Source organism: Myroides marinus (genome assembly GCF_900109075.1).
GTDB lineage: Bacteria > Bacteroidota > Bacteroidia > Flavobacteriales > Flavobacteriaceae > Flavobacterium > Flavobacterium marinum_A.
In genome coordinates this window covers 236672-254574 of the sequence record NZ_FNYS01000003.1, presented here as the reverse complement: position 1 = coordinate 254574, position 17903 = coordinate 236672, and the positions used below count along the sequence as shown (strand labels likewise).

At 34.1% G+C, this 17903-nt stretch carries 17 protein-coding genes; 5 read left to right on the top strand and 12 right to left on the bottom strand.

What is annotated here, in order from left to right; genetic code table 11:
• Positions 1-164: 164 nt before the first annotated feature.
• Positions 165-569, bottom strand: a complete 405-nt coding sequence (locus tag BMX53_RS05615) for a DoxX family protein (RefSeq protein WP_038987450.1) — start codon at positions 567-569, stop codon at positions 165-167.
• 231 nt (positions 570-800) lie between these two features.
• Positions 801-1496, bottom strand: a complete 696-nt coding sequence (locus tag BMX53_RS05610) for an SDR family oxidoreductase (protein WP_074745028.1) — start codon at positions 1494-1496, stop codon at positions 801-803.
• 159 nt (positions 1497-1655) lie between these two features.
• Between BMX53_RS05610 and BMX53_RS05605 the strand changes: the two genes are divergently transcribed.
• Positions 1656-3848, top strand: a complete 2193-nt coding sequence (locus BMX53_RS05605) for a S9 family peptidase (RefSeq protein ID WP_074745026.1) — start codon at positions 1656-1658, stop codon at positions 3846-3848.
• A 64-nt stretch (positions 3849-3912) separates the two neighbouring features.
• Here the strand turns inward: BMX53_RS05605 and BMX53_RS05600 are convergent, their stop codons facing one another.
• From BMX53_RS05600 to BMX53_RS05590, 3 genes are all read right to left on the bottom strand, one after another.
• Complete coding sequence (locus tag BMX53_RS05600; RefSeq protein ID WP_244154474.1) at positions 3913-4194, bottom strand: hypothetical protein; 282 nt, start codon at positions 4192-4194, stop codon at positions 3913-3915.
• Positions 4195-4519: 325 nt separating this feature from the next.
• The gene (fsa, locus tag BMX53_RS05595) at positions 4520-5176 is read right to left on the bottom strand and encodes a fructose-6-phosphate aldolase (protein ID WP_006261176.1); all 657 of its coding nucleotides are present in this window, start codon (positions 5174-5176) and stop codon (positions 4520-4522) included.
• Positions 5177-5324: 148 nt separating this feature from the next.
• On the bottom strand, positions 5325-6134 hold the full coding sequence (locus BMX53_RS05590) for an SDR family oxidoreductase (protein ID WP_063175689.1): 810 nt from the start codon (positions 6132-6134) through the stop codon (positions 5325-5327).
• A gap of 416 nt (positions 6135-6550) precedes the next feature.
• On the opposite strand from BMX53_RS05590, the gene BMX53_RS05585 reads away from it, so the two are divergent.
• Together BMX53_RS05585 and BMX53_RS05580 are read left to right on the top strand one after the other, a co-directional pair.
• Complete coding sequence (locus tag BMX53_RS05585; protein WP_074745024.1) at positions 6551-7573, top strand: M28 family metallopeptidase; 1023 nt, start codon at positions 6551-6553, stop codon at positions 7571-7573.
• Positions 7570-7857, top strand: a complete 288-nt coding sequence (locus tag BMX53_RS05580) for a hypothetical protein (RefSeq protein WP_074745022.1) — start codon at positions 7570-7572, stop codon at positions 7855-7857. Before BMX53_RS05585 ends, BMX53_RS05580 begins: the two co-directional genes overlap by 4 nt.
• Before the next feature lie 29 nt (positions 7858-7886).
• Here BMX53_RS05580 and BMX53_RS05575 read toward each other — a convergent pair whose 3' ends face one another.
• The 4 genes from BMX53_RS05575 to BMX53_RS05560 all read right to left on the bottom strand — a co-directional run bounded on the left by BMX53_RS05575 (position 7887) and on the right by BMX53_RS05560 (position 13142).
• On the bottom strand, positions 7887-8648 hold the full coding sequence (locus BMX53_RS05575) for a hypothetical protein (protein WP_074745020.1): 762 nt from the start codon (positions 8646-8648) through the stop codon (positions 7887-7889).
• Positions 8649-8660: 12 nt separating this feature from the next.
• Positions 8661-9431, bottom strand: coding sequence for a hypothetical protein (locus tag BMX53_RS05570; RefSeq protein WP_074745018.1), 771 nt, complete (start codon positions 9429-9431; stop codon positions 8661-8663).
• 738 nt (positions 9432-10169) lie between these two features.
• On the bottom strand, positions 10170-11411 hold the full coding sequence (gene rocD, locus BMX53_RS05565; RefSeq protein WP_063175694.1) for an ornithine--oxo-acid transaminase: 1242 nt from the start codon (positions 11409-11411) through the stop codon (positions 10170-10172).
• Between the two features lie 132 nt (positions 11412-11543).
• Positions 11544-13142 (bottom strand): ABC-F family ATP-binding cassette domain-containing protein, encoded by a 1599-nt coding sequence (locus BMX53_RS05560; RefSeq protein ID WP_074745016.1) that lies wholly within the window; start codon positions 13140-13142, stop codon positions 11544-11546.
• Positions 13143-13476: 334 nt separating this feature from the next.
• On the opposite strand from BMX53_RS05560, the gene BMX53_RS05555 reads away from it, so the two are divergent.
• Positions 13477-14244: a class I SAM-dependent methyltransferase gene (locus BMX53_RS05555; RefSeq protein WP_038987651.1), complete on the top strand. Its 768-nt coding sequence runs from the start codon at positions 13477-13479 to the stop codon at positions 14242-14244.
• Between the two features lie 45 nt (positions 14245-14289).
• Here BMX53_RS05555 and BMX53_RS05550 read toward each other — a convergent pair whose 3' ends face one another.
• The 3 genes from BMX53_RS05550 to BMX53_RS05540 are packed head-to-tail and all read right to left on the bottom strand — an operon-like array spanning position 14290 to position 16877.
• A complete protein-coding gene (locus BMX53_RS05550) occupies positions 14290-14847 on the bottom strand; it encodes a GDYXXLXY domain-containing protein (protein ID WP_074745077.1) in 558 nt (185 codons plus the stop codon).
• Positions 14837-15907: a DUF4401 domain-containing protein gene (locus tag BMX53_RS05545; RefSeq protein ID WP_038987653.1), complete on the bottom strand. Its 1071-nt coding sequence runs from the start codon at positions 15905-15907 to the stop codon at positions 14837-14839. The genes BMX53_RS05550 and BMX53_RS05545 overlap by 11 nt, the downstream gene beginning before the upstream one ends.
• Positions 15897-16877 carry a DUF2157 domain-containing protein gene (locus BMX53_RS05540; protein WP_038987654.1) on the bottom strand — a complete coding sequence of 327 codons (981 nt, stop codon included), beginning with the start codon at positions 16875-16877 and terminating at the stop codon, positions 15897-15899. The genes BMX53_RS05545 and BMX53_RS05540 overlap by 11 nt, the downstream gene beginning before the upstream one ends.
• Before the next feature lie 139 nt (positions 16878-17016).
• Between BMX53_RS05540 and bla the strand changes: the two genes are divergently transcribed.
• Positions 17017-17898: a class A beta-lactamase, subclass A2 gene (bla, locus tag BMX53_RS05535; RefSeq protein WP_074745014.1), complete on the top strand. Its 882-nt coding sequence runs from the start codon at positions 17017-17019 to the stop codon at positions 17896-17898.
• The last annotated feature ends 5 nt before the right edge of the window (positions 17899-17903 follow it).

Below are 17903 nucleotides of genomic sequence, written 5' to 3'. Positions count from 1 at the left end.
TATGTTTTTGTTTTTTCGTGATTTTGTTCTTTTGTTTGTTGAAAGGGATTTGCAATTGAATATAAAAGGGCGGATTGCAATCCGCCCCTACATTGATATAGAATGTGCATAATGCCGAAAGGCAAAACATTCTTAATTCTTCATTTTAAATTCTTAATTAAAAACTACACCCATATTCCTTTTTTCCCTTTGTAAAAGCGAATAGTACCAGGCCCAATAAAAGCAATAGCCAAAGCAGATAATAAATACAATAAATTCAACTCTGCTAATACCCCACCTGTATTTGGATCTAAACCAAAGCTCCCCATTCCTTTTACTAAGAATAAAGACATAAACATCGTAAACGCTACAATAGATGCAGAGATACGCGTAGCAAAACCAACAATTAAAAAGATTGGAGCTATAATCTCTCCGATTGGCACACCAATCCACAATAACTCAGGTAAATTATGTGCTTTCAATTGATTAATAATAAAGTCGTGACCGTGAATCAACTTATGTATTCCGTGAAATATCATTAATCCTCCAACGCCAAGTCTTAAAAGGAACTTTCCAAAATCTGCATTCATAGTTATGTTTTTTTGTTTTTTCGTGGATATTATTTTTTCATGGTTTTATGGTTGCATACAGCATAATTGTAATTACTAATTACGCTCTCTGCACGGAACTGTAAACCGTTTGCTGTAAACTTATTCAAAGTACGTTTATCATCCTGACGACAGGAAGGATCGCATCCTATAAATCCACAATCCTAGTCTATTAATGCCGTAGGCAAAAACCGTTAACAGTCAACTGTAAACCTAATTAACCTTAGTTGGTCTCACCTCTATTTTACTTGGTAATACACGAGGATTCATTGCTAATATATCCACTACCATCTGTCCCATATCCTCAGGCTGTATCTTCCAGTGATCAGCATCAGAAGGTTCGTGATTATTAAAGTTAGTAGATACAGAGCCTGGAAGGATTGTAGTTACCTTTACATCTGCATTTCTAAGATCTAGCATTGCAGCTTGTGTAAAACCAACAACACCAAACTTACTAGCGTTATATCCGCTACCGTTAGCGAAGAAGTTAATCCCCGCCAAACTAGCGATACTGATATAGTACCCTTTATTCTGTTTTAACTGCTTAACAGAAGCCTTTAGTGTATGAAATACTCCTGTAAGATTAGTGTCTATCATTGTATTCCAATCTTCTAAACTCATATCCTCTACAGAAGAGAATATACCTACACCTGCATTAGCGATAACGATGTCTAAACGACCGAACTTCTCTACTATCTGTGCTACTGCAGACTCTTCATCACTATAATTACGTACATCTGACTGAATAGCTAAGATATTATCACCATGTCCTAAGTCCTGAATAGCTTCTTTCACAGCCTCAATATTACGCCCTGACACAGCTACTTTATACCCGTTGTCTAATAGCGCTTTAGCTACTCCTTTACCGATACCTTTAGTACCTCCTGTTATATAAACTACTTTTTGCATATACTCTTCTTTTGGTTATATATTTTTGAGATTTAAAGATATAAAAAAAGAACTATTCTTCTATTGTCAGAAAGGCTTATTGGCAGAATTTTCAAACATCATTTGGCTAATGACGTATTTGGATTTAAATTAGCGACCGTAAAAACAACTATAACAATTATGAAGAACAAATCATTATTATTCTTTTTGATAGCAGGTAATATGATGTTTGCACAGCGCAACTTCAATATGACTGAGGCTACTATGGGTCTTGGTGGACAATTTGCTACAGAGAGAATTCTTCAGCCTTCTTGGAAAAACGACAATACTTTAAGTTTCGTAACTAAGAACAGAGATAGTCTTTTAATCAAAAGTCAAGCTAATAAATGGGAATCTCAAACTGCTCTAACAGTTAAACAATTAGAAGAGATTATCAATACTTCTGCTAAAGGAAGTACATTTAAACTAAGAATAATACCTACTAACTTAACTTGGTTAAACGACAATGAGGTAGAGTTTTACGTAAATGAATCTACTAATAAGTTAAAGTATTACTTCAAAGTTAATCTAGCAGATAAGAAAGTAGTTAATTCATTCAAATTTGATGCTCAAGGTGCACAGCAAATCATCTCTCGCAATGGAGATCATATCGCTTGGCTTAAAGATAACAACATTGTAATCTCTACTAATAAAGGAGGTGATGTTCAAATTACAAATGATCCTGCTCTAGATATTATCAATGGTAGTAGTGATACACATAGAAACGAGTTTGGTATCAATAAAGGAATGTGGTGGAGCCCAAAACAAGACCAATTACTTTACTATAGAAAAGACCAAAGCATGGTTACCTCTTACCCTATTATTCAGTGGAGTGAGCGTGTAGCTGAAGTTAAAAACATCAAATACCCTATGGCTGGTATGGCTAATGAGCAAGTATCATTAGTGGTATACGATGTATATACTGGTAAAAAAGTTACATTACAAACTGGAGAAGCAGACCAATTCTTAACAATGGTTACTTGGGATCCTTCAGGTAACTATGTATATGTAGGAGTACTTAATAGAGAGCAAAATCACTTAAAAGTAAACCAATACAATGTAGCTACGGGTGCATTTGAGAAAACGCTTTTTGAAGAGAGTTCTAAGACATATACAGAGCCTAATAACAGCCTAGTATTTGTACCTGGTACTACAGATCAGTTCCTATACTTCACAGAAGCTGATGGATATAGACAACTATCTTTATATGACACAAATGGTAAACTAATCAAAAAGTTAGGTCATGAGAATGTTATTGTGACTGATTTCTTAGGTTTTGATGATGATGCTAAGAACTTATATTACATCGGAGTTACAAACCAAGGTTTAGATAGACAACTGTTTAAAACTAACCTTAAAAAAGGAAAGACAGAGCAAATCACTACCTTATCAGGAACACATAGTGTTGTACTAAATAAGAACAAAACACTTTTCTTAGATCAGTTTAACAACCTAGAGACTCCTAATAAAGTATCTATTGTCAATGCAGAATCTAAGAAAGAAAAAGAAATCTTAGTTTCTAAGAATCCTTATGAAGGTGTTGTAACAATGCCTGAAACGAAGATTACGACAATTACAGCGGCAGATGGTAAGACACCACTTAACGCTCGTATTATCTACCCTACTAACTTTGATGCTACTAAGAAGTACCCAGTAATGGTATATGTATACGGTGGACCTCACGCACAGTTAGTAACGAACACTTGGTTAGGTGGAGCTAACCTATTCTTCAACTATATGGCTCAGAACGGTTATATTGTATTTACAGTAGACAGTAGAGGAAGTTTTAACAGAGGTCGTGCATTCGAACAAGTAATTCACAGACAGTTAGGACAAGCTGAGATGGCGGACCAAATGAAAGGAGTTGATTACTTAAAATCTCTACCTTATGTAAACCAAGATAAGATTGGTGTTTACGGATGGAGCTTTGGTGGTTTTATGACTACTACTCTATCAGTTACTCATCCTGAAGTATTTAAAGTAGGTGTTGCAGGTGGTCCTGTAATGGACTGGAAAATGTACGAGATTATGTATGGTGAGCGCTATATGGACATGCCAAGTGAAAACCCAGCTGGTTACGAGAAGACAAGCTTGTTAAACAAAGCAGATAAGATTAATAACAAACTATTAATCATCCACGGAGCACAAGATCCCGTAGTAGTACAGCAACACTCTATGGAGTTTATAGAAGCGGCTATCAAAGCGAAAAAACAAGTAGACTACTTCCTATACCCTAGCCACGAGCACAACGTACAAGGGATAGATAGAGTACACTTAAATGACAAGATTGCACAGTACTTCTTCGATTACCTAGAAAAACCAACTACTAAGTAGTATTTAATAACAAAGCCGAGACTGATTAGTTCTCGGCTTTTGTATTTATTATCAATATGATTATTTAGTTAATTACATCTGGGTTATCAAACCCTAAAGACTGTAGATATTCAACCTTTTCTTTAAGAGATACCTTATTTAAATCTTCTACAAATACATTCATATTATACCTAAAGTCTTCTAATGCTGCTCCCTCAGTTTCTCCATAACCACTTACTAGAAATGAAGGAGATATAGCTACATAGTATTCTCCATCTTTTCCACTCGCTACCACCACTCCTATAGAAGATATCAGATTATTTTTAATCCTAATTCTCTCTTTTAAATCTTTAAAACTATGTTCCATAATAAAGTAAATATCTTAATAAATAGTTTATCTATACAACCAAAATACCCTTGTGAAACGATGTTATGGCCTCAACGTATAAGCGAGTGTCAATAGATACTAATTCTAAAGAACTAAACAGTGTTTGAGCGATTAGCGAGTTTGTTTAGTTCTAAGAATTTATATCTTAATTGACCGCTGAGGAGTTAGAGCCTTGACCTTTTTTGTTACTTTTTGGTGTCAAGACAAAAAAGTAAAAGAATAACACCATCAAAAAAGGCCACCTTTCGGTAGCCTTTTTTATCAGTTTGTAGTTTGTAATATGTGTATAAGAAATTTGACCTTCTTATTTATTTCCTTTAGCGTAGTCAGCTAAGAACTGAGCTAATCCATTATCAGTAAGAGGGTGCTTTAAAAGTCCTGTAATAGCACTTAAAGGCCCAGTCATAACATCAGCACCTAACTTAGCACAGTTAACGATGTGCATAGTATGACGTACAGACGCAGCTAAGATTTGAGTTTCAAATCCGTAGTTATCATAGATAAGACGGATATCCTCGATTAAGATCAATCCATCAGTAGAGATATCGTCTAATCTTCCAATAAATGGAGATACATAAGTAGCACCTGCTTTAGCAGCTAATAAAGCTTGTCCAGCAGAGAATACTAATGTTACATTAGTTTTGATCCCTTTAGAAGAAAAGTATTTACATGCTTTTACTCCTTCTTTAGTCATTGGTAATTTAACTACGATTTGAGGATTTAAAGCAGCTAATTGCTCCCCTTCCTTAATCATTCCTTCGTAATCTACAGAAATAACTTCTGCACTTACATCACCTTCTACTATTTCACAAATAGCTTTGTAGTGATTTAAAATGTTTTCTGCTCCTGTGATTCCCTCTTTAGCCATTAAAGAAGGGTTAGTTGTTACACCATCTAATACCCCAAGCGCTTCAGCCTCTCTAATTTGATCCAAATTAGCTGTGTCAATAAAAAACTTCATAATGATATATCTTATATTATGTTATGTTGTAAGCCAAAAGTACGATTTATATTCCTCAATATAGCGAATATTAGAGAGTTTTTTATCGCAATAGTCTCTGTATTATCCTCTATTGACTGAGTGCCAAATAGTAATAGAATTTCTTTGTCTATCCTTTGATTTTATAGTGATTCATCAGCATCTTCTCATACATCTTACCAGGTAAGATCTTCTTTAAAATAAGCGAAAACTTCTGAAGAGGCTCCCCTACTTTATAGCGAACTTTAGGTTTAGGCGTATTGATAACTTTGTGAATAGCCTTAGCCATTTCTATAGGATCTCCACCGCTATCTACGTGTTCATCCATCATATCTAAAGACATCTGATAAACCTCTTTATAAGCAGAACCTTCTAATACAGGAGCGTGATAACGACCTGCAGCAATATTAGTAGCAAAGTCACCCGGAGCTACATTAGTCACCTCTACATTAAATGGCTTTAGCTCCATACGCAATGCTTCAGTAATCAACTCCAATGCCCCTTTTGATGAAGAGTAAATCCCTCTAAAAGGCAATCCCATATATCCAGCAATAGAAGTCACATTGATAATCAATCCAGAACGTCTTTCTCTCATAAATGGCAATACCGCCTTCATTACCTCAATCGGCCCAAATACATTTGTCTGAAAATTGTTAAGGATATGCTCAGCTGGTATCTCTTCAATAGGTCCTGTAATACCTACACCCGCATTATTAATCAATACATCTATTCTTCCCTCTATATCTATAACTTCCTTAATAGCAGCTTTGATACTCTCTACATCGCGAACATCTAACTTCACTAACGGAATCTTTGAATCTGTCACTCGCTCAGGATTTCTACTTGTACCATATACTTTACATCCATGCTGTGTAAGATACTCCCCTACACTTCTACCTATACCAGAAGAACCTCCTGTAATAAAAACGATTTTACTCATTGTCAACTTTTGATTTAAACAAAGATAAATAATTCAACGTAGAATGAGGAATGAGGAATGAAGAATGTTTGCCTTCGGCATATGGTTTTACTTTTTTGTCTTTTTGCTATTTCGTGATTTTGTTGTTTTGTGATTTTGTTGGAGCGGATTTGTAATCCGTTCCTTACGCTACGCAAAGTCTCCTGACTTTGAGTATTTGCTGTTTCGTTGTTTCGCTTGTTGGTGCGGATTTATAATCCGTGCTATGTTTTGCATTTTGTGTGACACGCAAGGTATTGCGTATGTACCTTATATGCGTTCGTATGTCGTCATGAATTACAAATCTGCGACAACATTCCTCATTGCCCATTTCTCATTCCTCATTGTTCATTCCCCTTTCTTCATTATCTTTACCCCAAACACATTTATACTCACTAATGAATAACTATAAAATAGCCTTAAGCCTACTTGCATTAAGCTTTTCTATAACAAGCTGTAAAACAACAATCAACTCAAGTAATACCACTCCAACACAAGCTGATTATTGGAAACAAATATCTGCTGACTCGATGGCTGTAAATCTTAAAGTACTTACTTCTGATGAATTTGAAGGAAGAAGAACAGGAGAACCTGGACAAAAGAAAGCAACAGAGTACCTAGTCAACTTCTATAAACAACGTCATATCGCACACCCTAAACAAGCTGATAGTTATCTACAGCCTGTCCCAGCAGCCTTCATGCGAAAAGCAATGATGCGTCTAAAAGACAGTGAGAATGTAATGGCTTTTATAGAAGGAAGTGAAAAACCAGAGGAAGTCTTAGTTATCTCTGCTCATTATGACCATATGGGAATATTACTAGATCAGATTTACTACGGAGCAGATGACAACGGGTCTGGTACAGTAGCTGTCATGGAAATTGCAAGAGTATTCAAATCACTAGAGCAGCAAGGCATTAGACCTAAGCGTTCTGTGCTATTCTTGCACGTTACAGGTGAAGAGTTTGGGTTATTTGGATCTGAATACTATGTGAAGAACCCTATTATCCCACTTAAAGATATCGTTGCTAATATCAATATTGATATGATTGGTAGAAAGAGTGACAAATACACTAAGGAGGGAGACTATATTTACATTGTTGGAGCAGATAGATTGAGTAAAGACTTACATCAAATGTCAGAACAAGCAAATGCTGCTTCAGTTAACCTTGATCTTGACTATACATACGATGCCTTAGACCATCCAGAGCAAATTTACTACAGATCTGATCACTATAGTTTTGCCAAAAAGAATATTCCTGCTATGTTCTACTTTAACGGTACACACGCAGACTATCATATGCCAACAGATACCTATGATAAGATAGAGTTTGATTTACTGAAAAAACGCACGCAGTTAGCCTTCGCTACAGCTTGGACGATACTTAATGCAGACCAAAGACCTCAAATAAACAAACTATGAAAATGATTTGGATAAAGACAATAGACATTGTACTATTTCTATTGTGTACTACCAATTTAGTACTTTGGATAATGAGAGGGCTTTATGTAGTAGAGACAAACACTTCAGAGGCATTCAAATGGGTGTTCGAAGAAGCCTACTACCCTATGTTGTATGCCTTATTTATCCTACCTGTACTAGTTATAGCTACGATGATTAATAGAAATTTTAGCATACAGTCCTTTACGTTTTTATCCCTAAAATGTTTAGCTATCAACTTCTTTTTGATATTCGTATTAAAATAAAAAGTCTGCTTATGAGCAGACTTTTTATCTTAATACGGGGGGCCAAAATGTTTCACTTTAGGTTTAGTAAACCTAATTTTATCCACTTTAGTATCGGCAATATTACCAGCACTATCCATAAAGAAAAATTCTACTTCATAATTATCTCCATCGTTGAATCTAAAGGCTCCACTGCACATCCCAAATCCCACCTCTATCTTATCCTTAGTAGGTTGCAAGTAATAAGTAGTCTTTTTACCTGTATTTAGACTCTTTACTGTTGTCTTTACTAGTAGTTCAGAGTCATCCTTAGCTGGATTGCTAAATTCAACAAAACTCTCAGGTCCACAACCAGCAATAATATACTCTTTTCTTAATACTTTGGGTTGACCTACCACCTCTGGAGATGTTAGATCTTTTTCAGAAAGTACTTTATAGGTAATAGGCGAACTATTATATCTAGTTAACACATTTTGAATGTGTTCATCACCTCCAATATATAATGTATATTCTAATCCTGCTTCTAACTCTGTTTCTGGTTTTAAAATTGCTTGCGTCAGTTCAAACTGCCCTTTATGTGTCTCTACTACTTCTAACTGTACTTTCTTATCTCCACTCTGTAAATAGATAGGATACTCCTTATTTAGTTTAGTTATTACTCCCTGACTATCTGCATAGCCTTCTAAAATGAATATACTATTCTGTTTAATATTCTTTTCCTTAGGAAAAACATACAAACCATTATTTCCACACTTAGCATAACTACTCATCACACTAAACAATCCGATAATAAATAATAAAAATCCTTTCATTTGTAAATACTATTAAAAATAAGTCAATTCCATTTTAGGCTTAGTAAACCTAATTTTATCCACCTTGGTATCTGAAATATTGCCAGCACTATCCATAAAGACAAACTCTACTTCATAATTATTTCCTTCCTTAAATTGAAATGCACCACTACACATCCCATGTCCAACATTTATTTCATCACTATCTGACTGTAGATAATAAGTACTTTTCTTACCTGTTTTTAAACTTTTCACAGTAGTCTTTACAAGTAGTTCAGAGTCATCCTTAGCTGGATTTGAAAATATTATATTTACTGAAGGCCCACAGCCATACATTTCAAAGCTCTTTTTTACTTCTTTAACCTGACCTTCTAATACAGGAGCAATCAAATCCTTTTCTGCAAGTACAGTATACGTAACTGGTTCATATTCTCCTCTTTCTCGGTTATATCTCATTAACTCTTTATCAAAAGGTATATCTCCATCTATACGCATTGTATATTCCAATCCTACTTTTAAATAAGTTTCTGGTTTTAAAATTGCTTGAGTTAATTTAAACTCTCCTGTACAAACTTCCAACACCTGTAGCTTAATCTTCTCATTTCTACTCTCTAGATAAATAGGATATATCGTATTTAACTTTAAAATAATCTCCTGACTCCACGCATACCCTTCCAGAATAAATAAACTATTTTGCTTAATATTCTTTTGCTTCGGAAAAACATCTAATCCATGCACAGCACAATCAGCATAACTACTAATCACACTACACAATCCTATAAGTAATAATAAAAATCCTTTCATAATGTTTTTTTTGGCGTTTAGGGTAAATATAGGAGATTTTAGTTAACAAAAGTTATTGTTTGAGTGCTAAACAATTTTACTTCTCAAAAAAGAATTATAAATAGATTCATATATAGCTACCTTTCTTATATCATAGGAGAATGCAAGGTCAATAAGATGACCATTCATCGACAAACACCTTCTCCTACCATCTAAATACGGCTTATTGTCGTTGAACTGTCGATGAAAGTGCGCGTAGTACTTGTTATTAAAGGGATTGAGAACAATAACATTAATCGACAAAAAACATAAACAACTAAAAAACAATATATTATATATTTTAAGTAAACAAAAAAACATATTATTTTTTAAAAGGAAGTGTCATTATAGCCATTTATTGACTATGTTTTTTAAAAAAACTGTTGAAATAAAAAATAAAATTATCTGTTATATAGCATATTAAGCTAATACAAAAGAAAAAAATAGTGTTTTTTTCGTTGATATATCTATTTTTTTAGGGAGTAAGCATATAGCACTAATTATCTTTAATTGTAAGCTACAAATAAGATTCCTCCTAACGTCGATGTATTTACACAGAGGAATTACTAGAATGATTCCTCTTTCATCGGAATGACAAAGCACGAGGATATAGATTACGATCAGATAATTGCTGTAGGAAAAACCTGTTAACCATTACATTATTCATTCCTCATTTAAAATTATCCATTAAAAAAAGCGGCCTAGGCCGCTTTTGATATTCTATCTTTCGAATTCTTTTAATGTTTCAGTGATGATGCGAACACAGTCAAGTAACTGTTCTTCGTTCATTACTAATGGTGGAGCGAAACGGATAATGTTACCGTGTGTTGGTTTTGCTAATAATCCGTTATCTCTAAGTTTTAAACAGATGTTCCAAGCTGTATCGCTTTCTTCTGTATCATTGATAATGATTGCGTTTAACAATCCTTTTCCACGTACTAAAGTACAAATATTACTGTTCGCGATATATTTGTTTAATTCAGCTCTGAATAACTGTCCTAATTTCTCAGCGTTATCTGCTAATTTCTCATCTAATACTACGTCTAATGCTGCCATAGCTACTGCTGCAGCTGTAGGGTTACCACCAAAAGTAGATCCGTGTTGTCCTGGTTTGATTACATTCATAATCTCATCATTTGCTAACACAGCAGAGATAGGATATGCTCCTCCTGATAATGCTTTACCTAATACGATGATATCAGCTTTGATATTTTCGTGGTCGATAGCTAACATTTTACCTGTACGAGCGATACCTGTTTGTACTTCATCAGCGATGAATAAAGCGTTGTGCTCCTCACATAATGCTTTAGCAGCAGTTAAGTATCCTGCGTCTGGTACATAAACACCAGCTTCACCTTGGATAGGCTCAACTAAGAAACCAGCAATAGTTCCTTTGTTTGCTTCCATAGCTGCTTTTAAAGCATCTACATCATTATATGCTACACGGATAAATCCGTCTGTGTAAGGTCCGTAGTTTTTACGAGCATCTGGATCGTTAGAGAAAGAAATAATCGTAGTTGTTCTTCCGTGGAAGTTATTCTCACATACGATGATTTTTGCTTGGTTCTCCGCGATACCTTTTACTTCATAAGCCCATTTTCTACATAACTTTAAAGCTGTCTCTACAGCCTCTGCACCAGAGTTCATTGGAAGAACTTTATCAAAACCAAAAAGTTTAGTGATTTTCTCTTCGTATAAACCTAATTTGTCATTATAGAAAGCTCTTGATGTAAGTGCTAATGTACCTGCTTGGTCAGCAATAGCCTTAACAATAGCTGGGTGACAGTGTCCTTGGTTAACTGCAGAATAAGCAGATAAGAAATCATAGTATTTCTTTCCTTCTACGTCCCATACATAAACCCCTTCTCCTTTAGATAATACTACTGGTAGTGGGTGGTAGTTGTGTGCTCCGTATTTATTCTCTAGCTCGATAGCTTGCGCTGAAGTTATTTTGTTCGACATTATTATTGTTTTTGTATTGTTTTTGTTCACGCAATTTAAATATTATTTAGTGAAATCTAAAATTAATGACTACTGAAAACAGTAATATTGGACTATTGCCAACAAATAGTAGTAATCATTGAGAAAATAAGATTAATTCAACTGCACTACATCTTCTATACCTAAGTCTTTAATAAAACTATCATCGTGGCTTACCACTATTAGTGTTCCATTAAATTCATTCAAAGCTTTAGTTAAGCTTTCTATGCTGATAATATCCAAATTATTAGTTGGCTCATCTAGCATTAACACATCTATTTCTGATTGTAAGATAGTTAGATAACACAGTACAAGTTTTAGCTTTTCACCTCCACTAAATGTATTGATTTTATTAGTCCATAACTCTACTCCTATACCATGTTGAAACAATAAGTTTCTCAGTTCTGCAATAGTGTATTTTGCTTCATTGGCTAACTCCAGTTGCTCTACAGGTGTTAAATCACCATTCAATAATGAATAAAACTGATCGAGATAAATGACCTTAGCTCCTCCTTTATAAAGTGTGCCATTGGTAGGTGTATAAATACCTTGTAATAGCTTAAACAAAGTTGATTTACCTGAACCATTTTTCCCTTTTAATAACAGACGATCTCCGCTGAGTATTTTAAAGTCTAAATGCGTTTTAAACACTGGAGCAAATGCTGGTGTATAGCTATAATTTAGTTCTTTAGCCTCCCAAAGTATTTTGCCTTTGTGCAATGCAGATTGAGGAAAGCGTATGTCAAATAATTTATCTCGGTCTAGCTGTGTTCTTAGATCCGTAAGCTCAGATTGTAACCCCTCTTTTTTCTGTTGATGTACATCTAATAGTTTAGCTGTACTATTTTCTGATTTATTGCGCATTGTGTTAATCACAATCTTTGGCAAACCAGCTTTCTTTTCAGCCTTTTTATTCTGTGCTTTCTCTTTATTAATTTGTTCTACTCTTTTGACGTCAGCCTTTTTAGAATCTTTTATCTCTTTAGAAAGATGATCTAATTTACTCTGCAGTCCTTGTAGACGAAGTTCTTTTTGTTCTTTATAAAAACTATAGTTTCCTCCGTACTTAAACACTCCACTAGGTGTAAGTTCAAAAGTTATAGGCATCAATTCTAATAATGCTCTATCGTGGCTAACAATAACTACAGTTCCCTTAAACTCCTTTACAAATTTATAGAACAAGTCTTTGGTCTCTGTATCTAAATGGTTAGTAGGTTCGTCTAACAATAAAATATCTGCTTGACTCAACATCATCTTTGCGAAAAGTACTTTCGTTTGTTGGCCTCCACTAAGACACTCCATAGTCGTCTCTACAGCTATGTTCTCTAGCCCCCAATAACTTAATACTTTACTTACCTGCTCTTCTATGTCCCATTGATCATTTAGAATCTCATAATTTGACTCCTCTACTGAACCTTCTAAAATAGCGCGTAATGCTTTAACTTGATTAGCAACACCTACTGCTTCATAGATGGTATGTGTCTGTACTAATTGCTTGTTTTGCGGTAGGTAAAACAAGGCTCCTGTAGTATGAATAGCAGGTAAAGACAGTTCTAACTCTTTAGCAATAAGCTTTAATAAAGTAGTCTTACCTGTTCCGTTTTGGCCTATTATACTAGTCTTTTCTCCTGCATTAATAGAGAAACTAATATTGGTAAATAAAGGTGTTTTATCTGCGTGATAATAAGATAGATTTGATATAACTATGCTCATAGTCTAGTCTGATTAATTGATGTGAATATTCCATACGTGGCCCGTACACCACTCCTCACGGTCAAAAAATATGTATTTACACGATGCTAAGTATTATGACAACAAAAGATAGTTGTCTAATGAATAAAGATGATAACCACTCTGTAGGACTTTAAGACTGTCCCATTATCTATTGGTTATATAAAACCAATCTTTACTTAGCTGTGTACATTTAGACTATTATTCGTTAATACTAGTGCAAATGTATATCTACTTTTGATTTTAAACAAATTAATATCTCTAATTTTCACAACACTCTTTTTTGTTCTATGTTTACAACAACTTAATCAAGAATATGAAAAACACTACTTTAATCAATAGATATGCATCATTAGCTTCTTGGGTATATCACATCGATAAGCCTATTGGAAGGTCATTTGGCGATGTTGAATATTACAGAGAAAGACTGAAAAACATACAAGGCACTATACTAGAGCCTGCTTCTGGAAATGGTAGAATACTAATTCCTTTACTAGAAAGCGGTTTAAATATTGAGGGATTCGACGCTTCTGCAGAAATGCTAGCTTACTGCGAGCAAGAATGTCAAAAAAGAGGATTAAACGGAAAGTTTAGACAAGAGATGTTTAATACATTCACTTATACAGCGCCTTATGAAGCTATTATTATCCCTGCTGGCTCATTTCAGCTAATCACAGACATCAATGAGGCTATCGAGGTCTTAAAACGCTTTAAATTAGCTCTAAAAGAAAATGGACGACTAATCATAGATTTATCTCTTCTGTCTTCTCTTGCTGAACCACCTATGTTAGCTAGACAGTGGAATGTACCTAATGGCATGCTAACGCTGACAGAGTCTCGTGTAGAGACAAATTACATAACTCAAACAACAATGTCTCAGCTTAGATATGAACATTGGGATAACGAGAAAGGATTAATCAACTCGGAGATAGATCTATTCGCTCTTCGCTTTTGGGGTGTCAAAGAGTTCGAATTAGCACTTCAGGCCGTTGGTTTTACAGAGATTACAATTAGCAGTAATTATAACTATCTGGATACTCCTAATGAAGAAACACATACAGTGACTTTTGAAGCGAGTTTTTAGTATTATCAGTTAACGGTTAGCCGTTAACTGATACCATTCCTCATTCTAAATAGGCTTAAGCTTTTCGTCATACATCCCTACTAATACGCTATTCCCTTTGTCATCTACACGTAGGGCACCATATTTAGCAGCTTCGTATTTTTCAGCTTCGCCTTCTTGAAAGAAGAAGCTCTCTGCTCCTATATTAAACCTCCAGCCTTCATAGTTAAAATATTTAATATAGATTTGATTAGCTGCCTTCTCTCCCATTTCATTTTGCATTTTTACCAAATGCCCAACATTATTTTTGTCAAGAGATAACAAGACATACCCCCTTTTGTGAAGCTTGCTTTTTTCTACTGCATCTTCAAACTCTCTTTCTATATTTGACGTAAAATCTGTAGATAAACTATCACTAAACACTGTTGAAGTAGGTGCCGAAATAGCATAGTTTAACGTCATATAGTCTCCTTGCATTAACGATCTAGGATCCACTGGAGCTAATTCTAACAGTACTAATTGTCCTTGTTCTATTGTATTCTCTTTTTGAGAGACTGCTCTAATAAAGAACACACCTATAAGTACTAAGACTGCTATAATTACGAGATTCTTTTTAGATGTTATCATGCTTCTCTCCTTTCTTTTGAATTAAATAATAAATAGCTAAAAACATTGCTCCTACAATCATTAATGAAATAGACTTAGCCAATAAACTAACCCCTAAATCATAATAGAACATTCCCATTGCCCAAACAAGGGTTGCTATACCTACTGCAAAGCCTGCTTTAAACTGTCTCATAAAGCCCCATAGTATAAACAAACAAGCTATACCAAAGGCTGGATAATAGTACGCCACTAAAACATTAAAGATAATAACTAATAGATATGTAGCGATCTGAATAGGAAGTTTAGAAACCTTCATTTTATCTAAAACAAGGTGTACTGTGAACAACAAAGCTGCTACTAATACTGTGATAAAGAAAAGACGTACTCCTCTAAACTCACTAAAGTAATAATAACCAAATTGTTGGGTAGAGCTAATGATCCCCGTTACTAATGTGTAAGTAAATAGAGCTGCGAAGATTGGTAAATACCTATGACCGATAAGATTATCCATTGTTCTCAATCGTTGTTCTTGCCAAAACAAATAGGTGGTTGCCGCTAGTACTATTGCTAGATAGATGTAGTAGAATGTCTGAATATCTAAATCAAACATAATAAAATGAATAGCTACTAGAATAGATAAACTACTCAAAAAAGAAATAATGTGATTATTATATAAAAACAGGGTAATCAGGGCTATAACGAACATAGAATATCCCATCAAATGCCCATCATTAGATAAACCATAGCTTAAAAAAGCATACCCTATTATATAAAGCGATACAGCAATACTAACTGTAATAGCTCCATCATTACTTCTATTTAATGCAAATGCTCCTCCTAAAAATAGGACTCCCATAAGTATAAAGGCAATAGCCTCCTGAAATATATCTGAAGCGGCTAAGGCTATAAATCCAATGAATAAACCTAACCCTAGTAAACTACCTAGTATGGAGATAACTCTAATAATGATAGATTTCATTGCTAGTTTATCTTTAGCTACCTGAAGTGCTTCATGATTAACTTCTACTCCTGCCTGTTCTACAGATGAGACAAGATCTTTAAATAAATTATTGCTCATTGTTCCACAGTTTTTTCTGGTTCATAATTAGTTTCACAACTCCGAAAGTCCCACCAATGCTGTAAATAGCAAATAATAGTAAAGAACCTTCATTCACATCTGCGATCTTAATCAAGGCAGCAAAGATTATTGAGAAAACAGCAATTAGAAAATAGCTAAATAACAGGAGGTTCTTCGTCTTTAAACTCCATAAACAACTCGCAATTAACCATAGACTTGCACCTATGACAAGCATATTCAAACCACTTAAATCTGCTCTAGAATAATGATCATAATCAACAAAGATAAATACCATCACTCCTGAGGCAGCAATCGCAGAACAAACTAGAGTTACTATTCCCATATAGTACTTATCTAGTTTGAACTGAAGTACTTTACCCAATAAAACAGGGACAAAATAAAGTGCGATGTTTAATACTAGCATAAATAATATGCTGTAATACATCATATCTTCATTCTTAACTTGCATAAAATATAGAGCTAATGTTGTATTTGCTAATACTGCATAGACTAACCAATGGGGTGTAAACTTATTTAATACAGTCCATGGCGTTATCGCTAGTACCCACATCAAGAAAAGATCATAAGCATTAGCTCCTGTCTGATATACTTGACCATATACAGCAAAAAGTACTCCTACTAATACACTAGCACCAAGTAAGCAAACTTGCTTAACTATAGCACTCGTTTTAGTATATACAGATCCTCCTACTGATAAAACTAGTAAACTAAATATAAGTCCAAACTTGGCATACTTATTTAGATCTGCCCAATTATAAGCAAAGAAGAATATGATACCTGATATTAAAAACCCTGCTCCTAAAACTAGTGTGAAGTACTTTATAAACTTATTCCAGTCTGAGTAGTCGGCATAGCTCTTCTGCTCTAAGAGTTCTCCTAGTTGTATATCAGAAAGTGTACTATGCTCTTTAAGAAGATATAAATCTCCCTTGTCAATCTTTTCTTTCATAGCTTTTTTATATTATTCAAACGTAGTAAAAAATATCTTAATATAAGAACTTGCTTAAAGTTCAATTATAATTTATTCACACCTACTTTCTTATCTTTACTATGTTATTATTTTTGCTTTTTTATAAACAAAACAGATAATGAAACCATTTTTCCTAACACTATTCTCTCTAATATCAACTATTAGTTTTAGCCAACATCAAGAATTAAACAACAAAATTAAAGGTGTAATAAGTAATAAGAATGCTACTGTCGGTGTTGCAATCATTTATGACGCAAAGGATACGTTAACTGTCAATAATGACCATAAATATCCTACAATGAGTGTTTACAAATTCTTTCAAGCACTAAATATTCTTGATTATATGGATAAACACAATATCTCATTAGATACTGAAATATATATTAAAAAAGAGGATTTAAAAGAAGGAACATATAGCCCACTAAGAGATAAAAGTCCTAAAGGCGAGTTTAATATGTCTCTAAGGGAATTAATACAATACACTGCTTCTCATAGTGATAACAATATATCTAATTTATTCTTTAGAAGTTTTATTGGCCCTAAGATGACTGACCTTTATTTTAGATCTTTAGGTATTCAAAATTTTGAAATTGTATCAAGTGAAGAAACAATGAGTTTAGATTTTAATAATCAATACCAAAATTGGATTACTCCACTTGAGGCTACTAGAATATTAGAAATGTTCCGCAAAGAAGAGTTATTATCTCCAGATTATAATAACTTCTTAAGACAAGCTATGATTGATACAAAATCAGGACAAGATAAAGTAAAAGCTCTACTTCCTAAAAATACTGTGGTTGTCCATAAAACAGGAATGTCCTTTAGAAATAAAGAAGGTCTGAGAGCAGCAGATAATGACCTTGCTATTGTCTACTTACCTAATGGTAAACAATTCTCAATCGCTGTTTTTATTATGAACTCAAAAGAAAGTGATAAAACTAATGCTTCAATTATAGCAGAAATAGCGAAGTTAGCTTATGACTACTTTAATAAAAAATAAGCTTT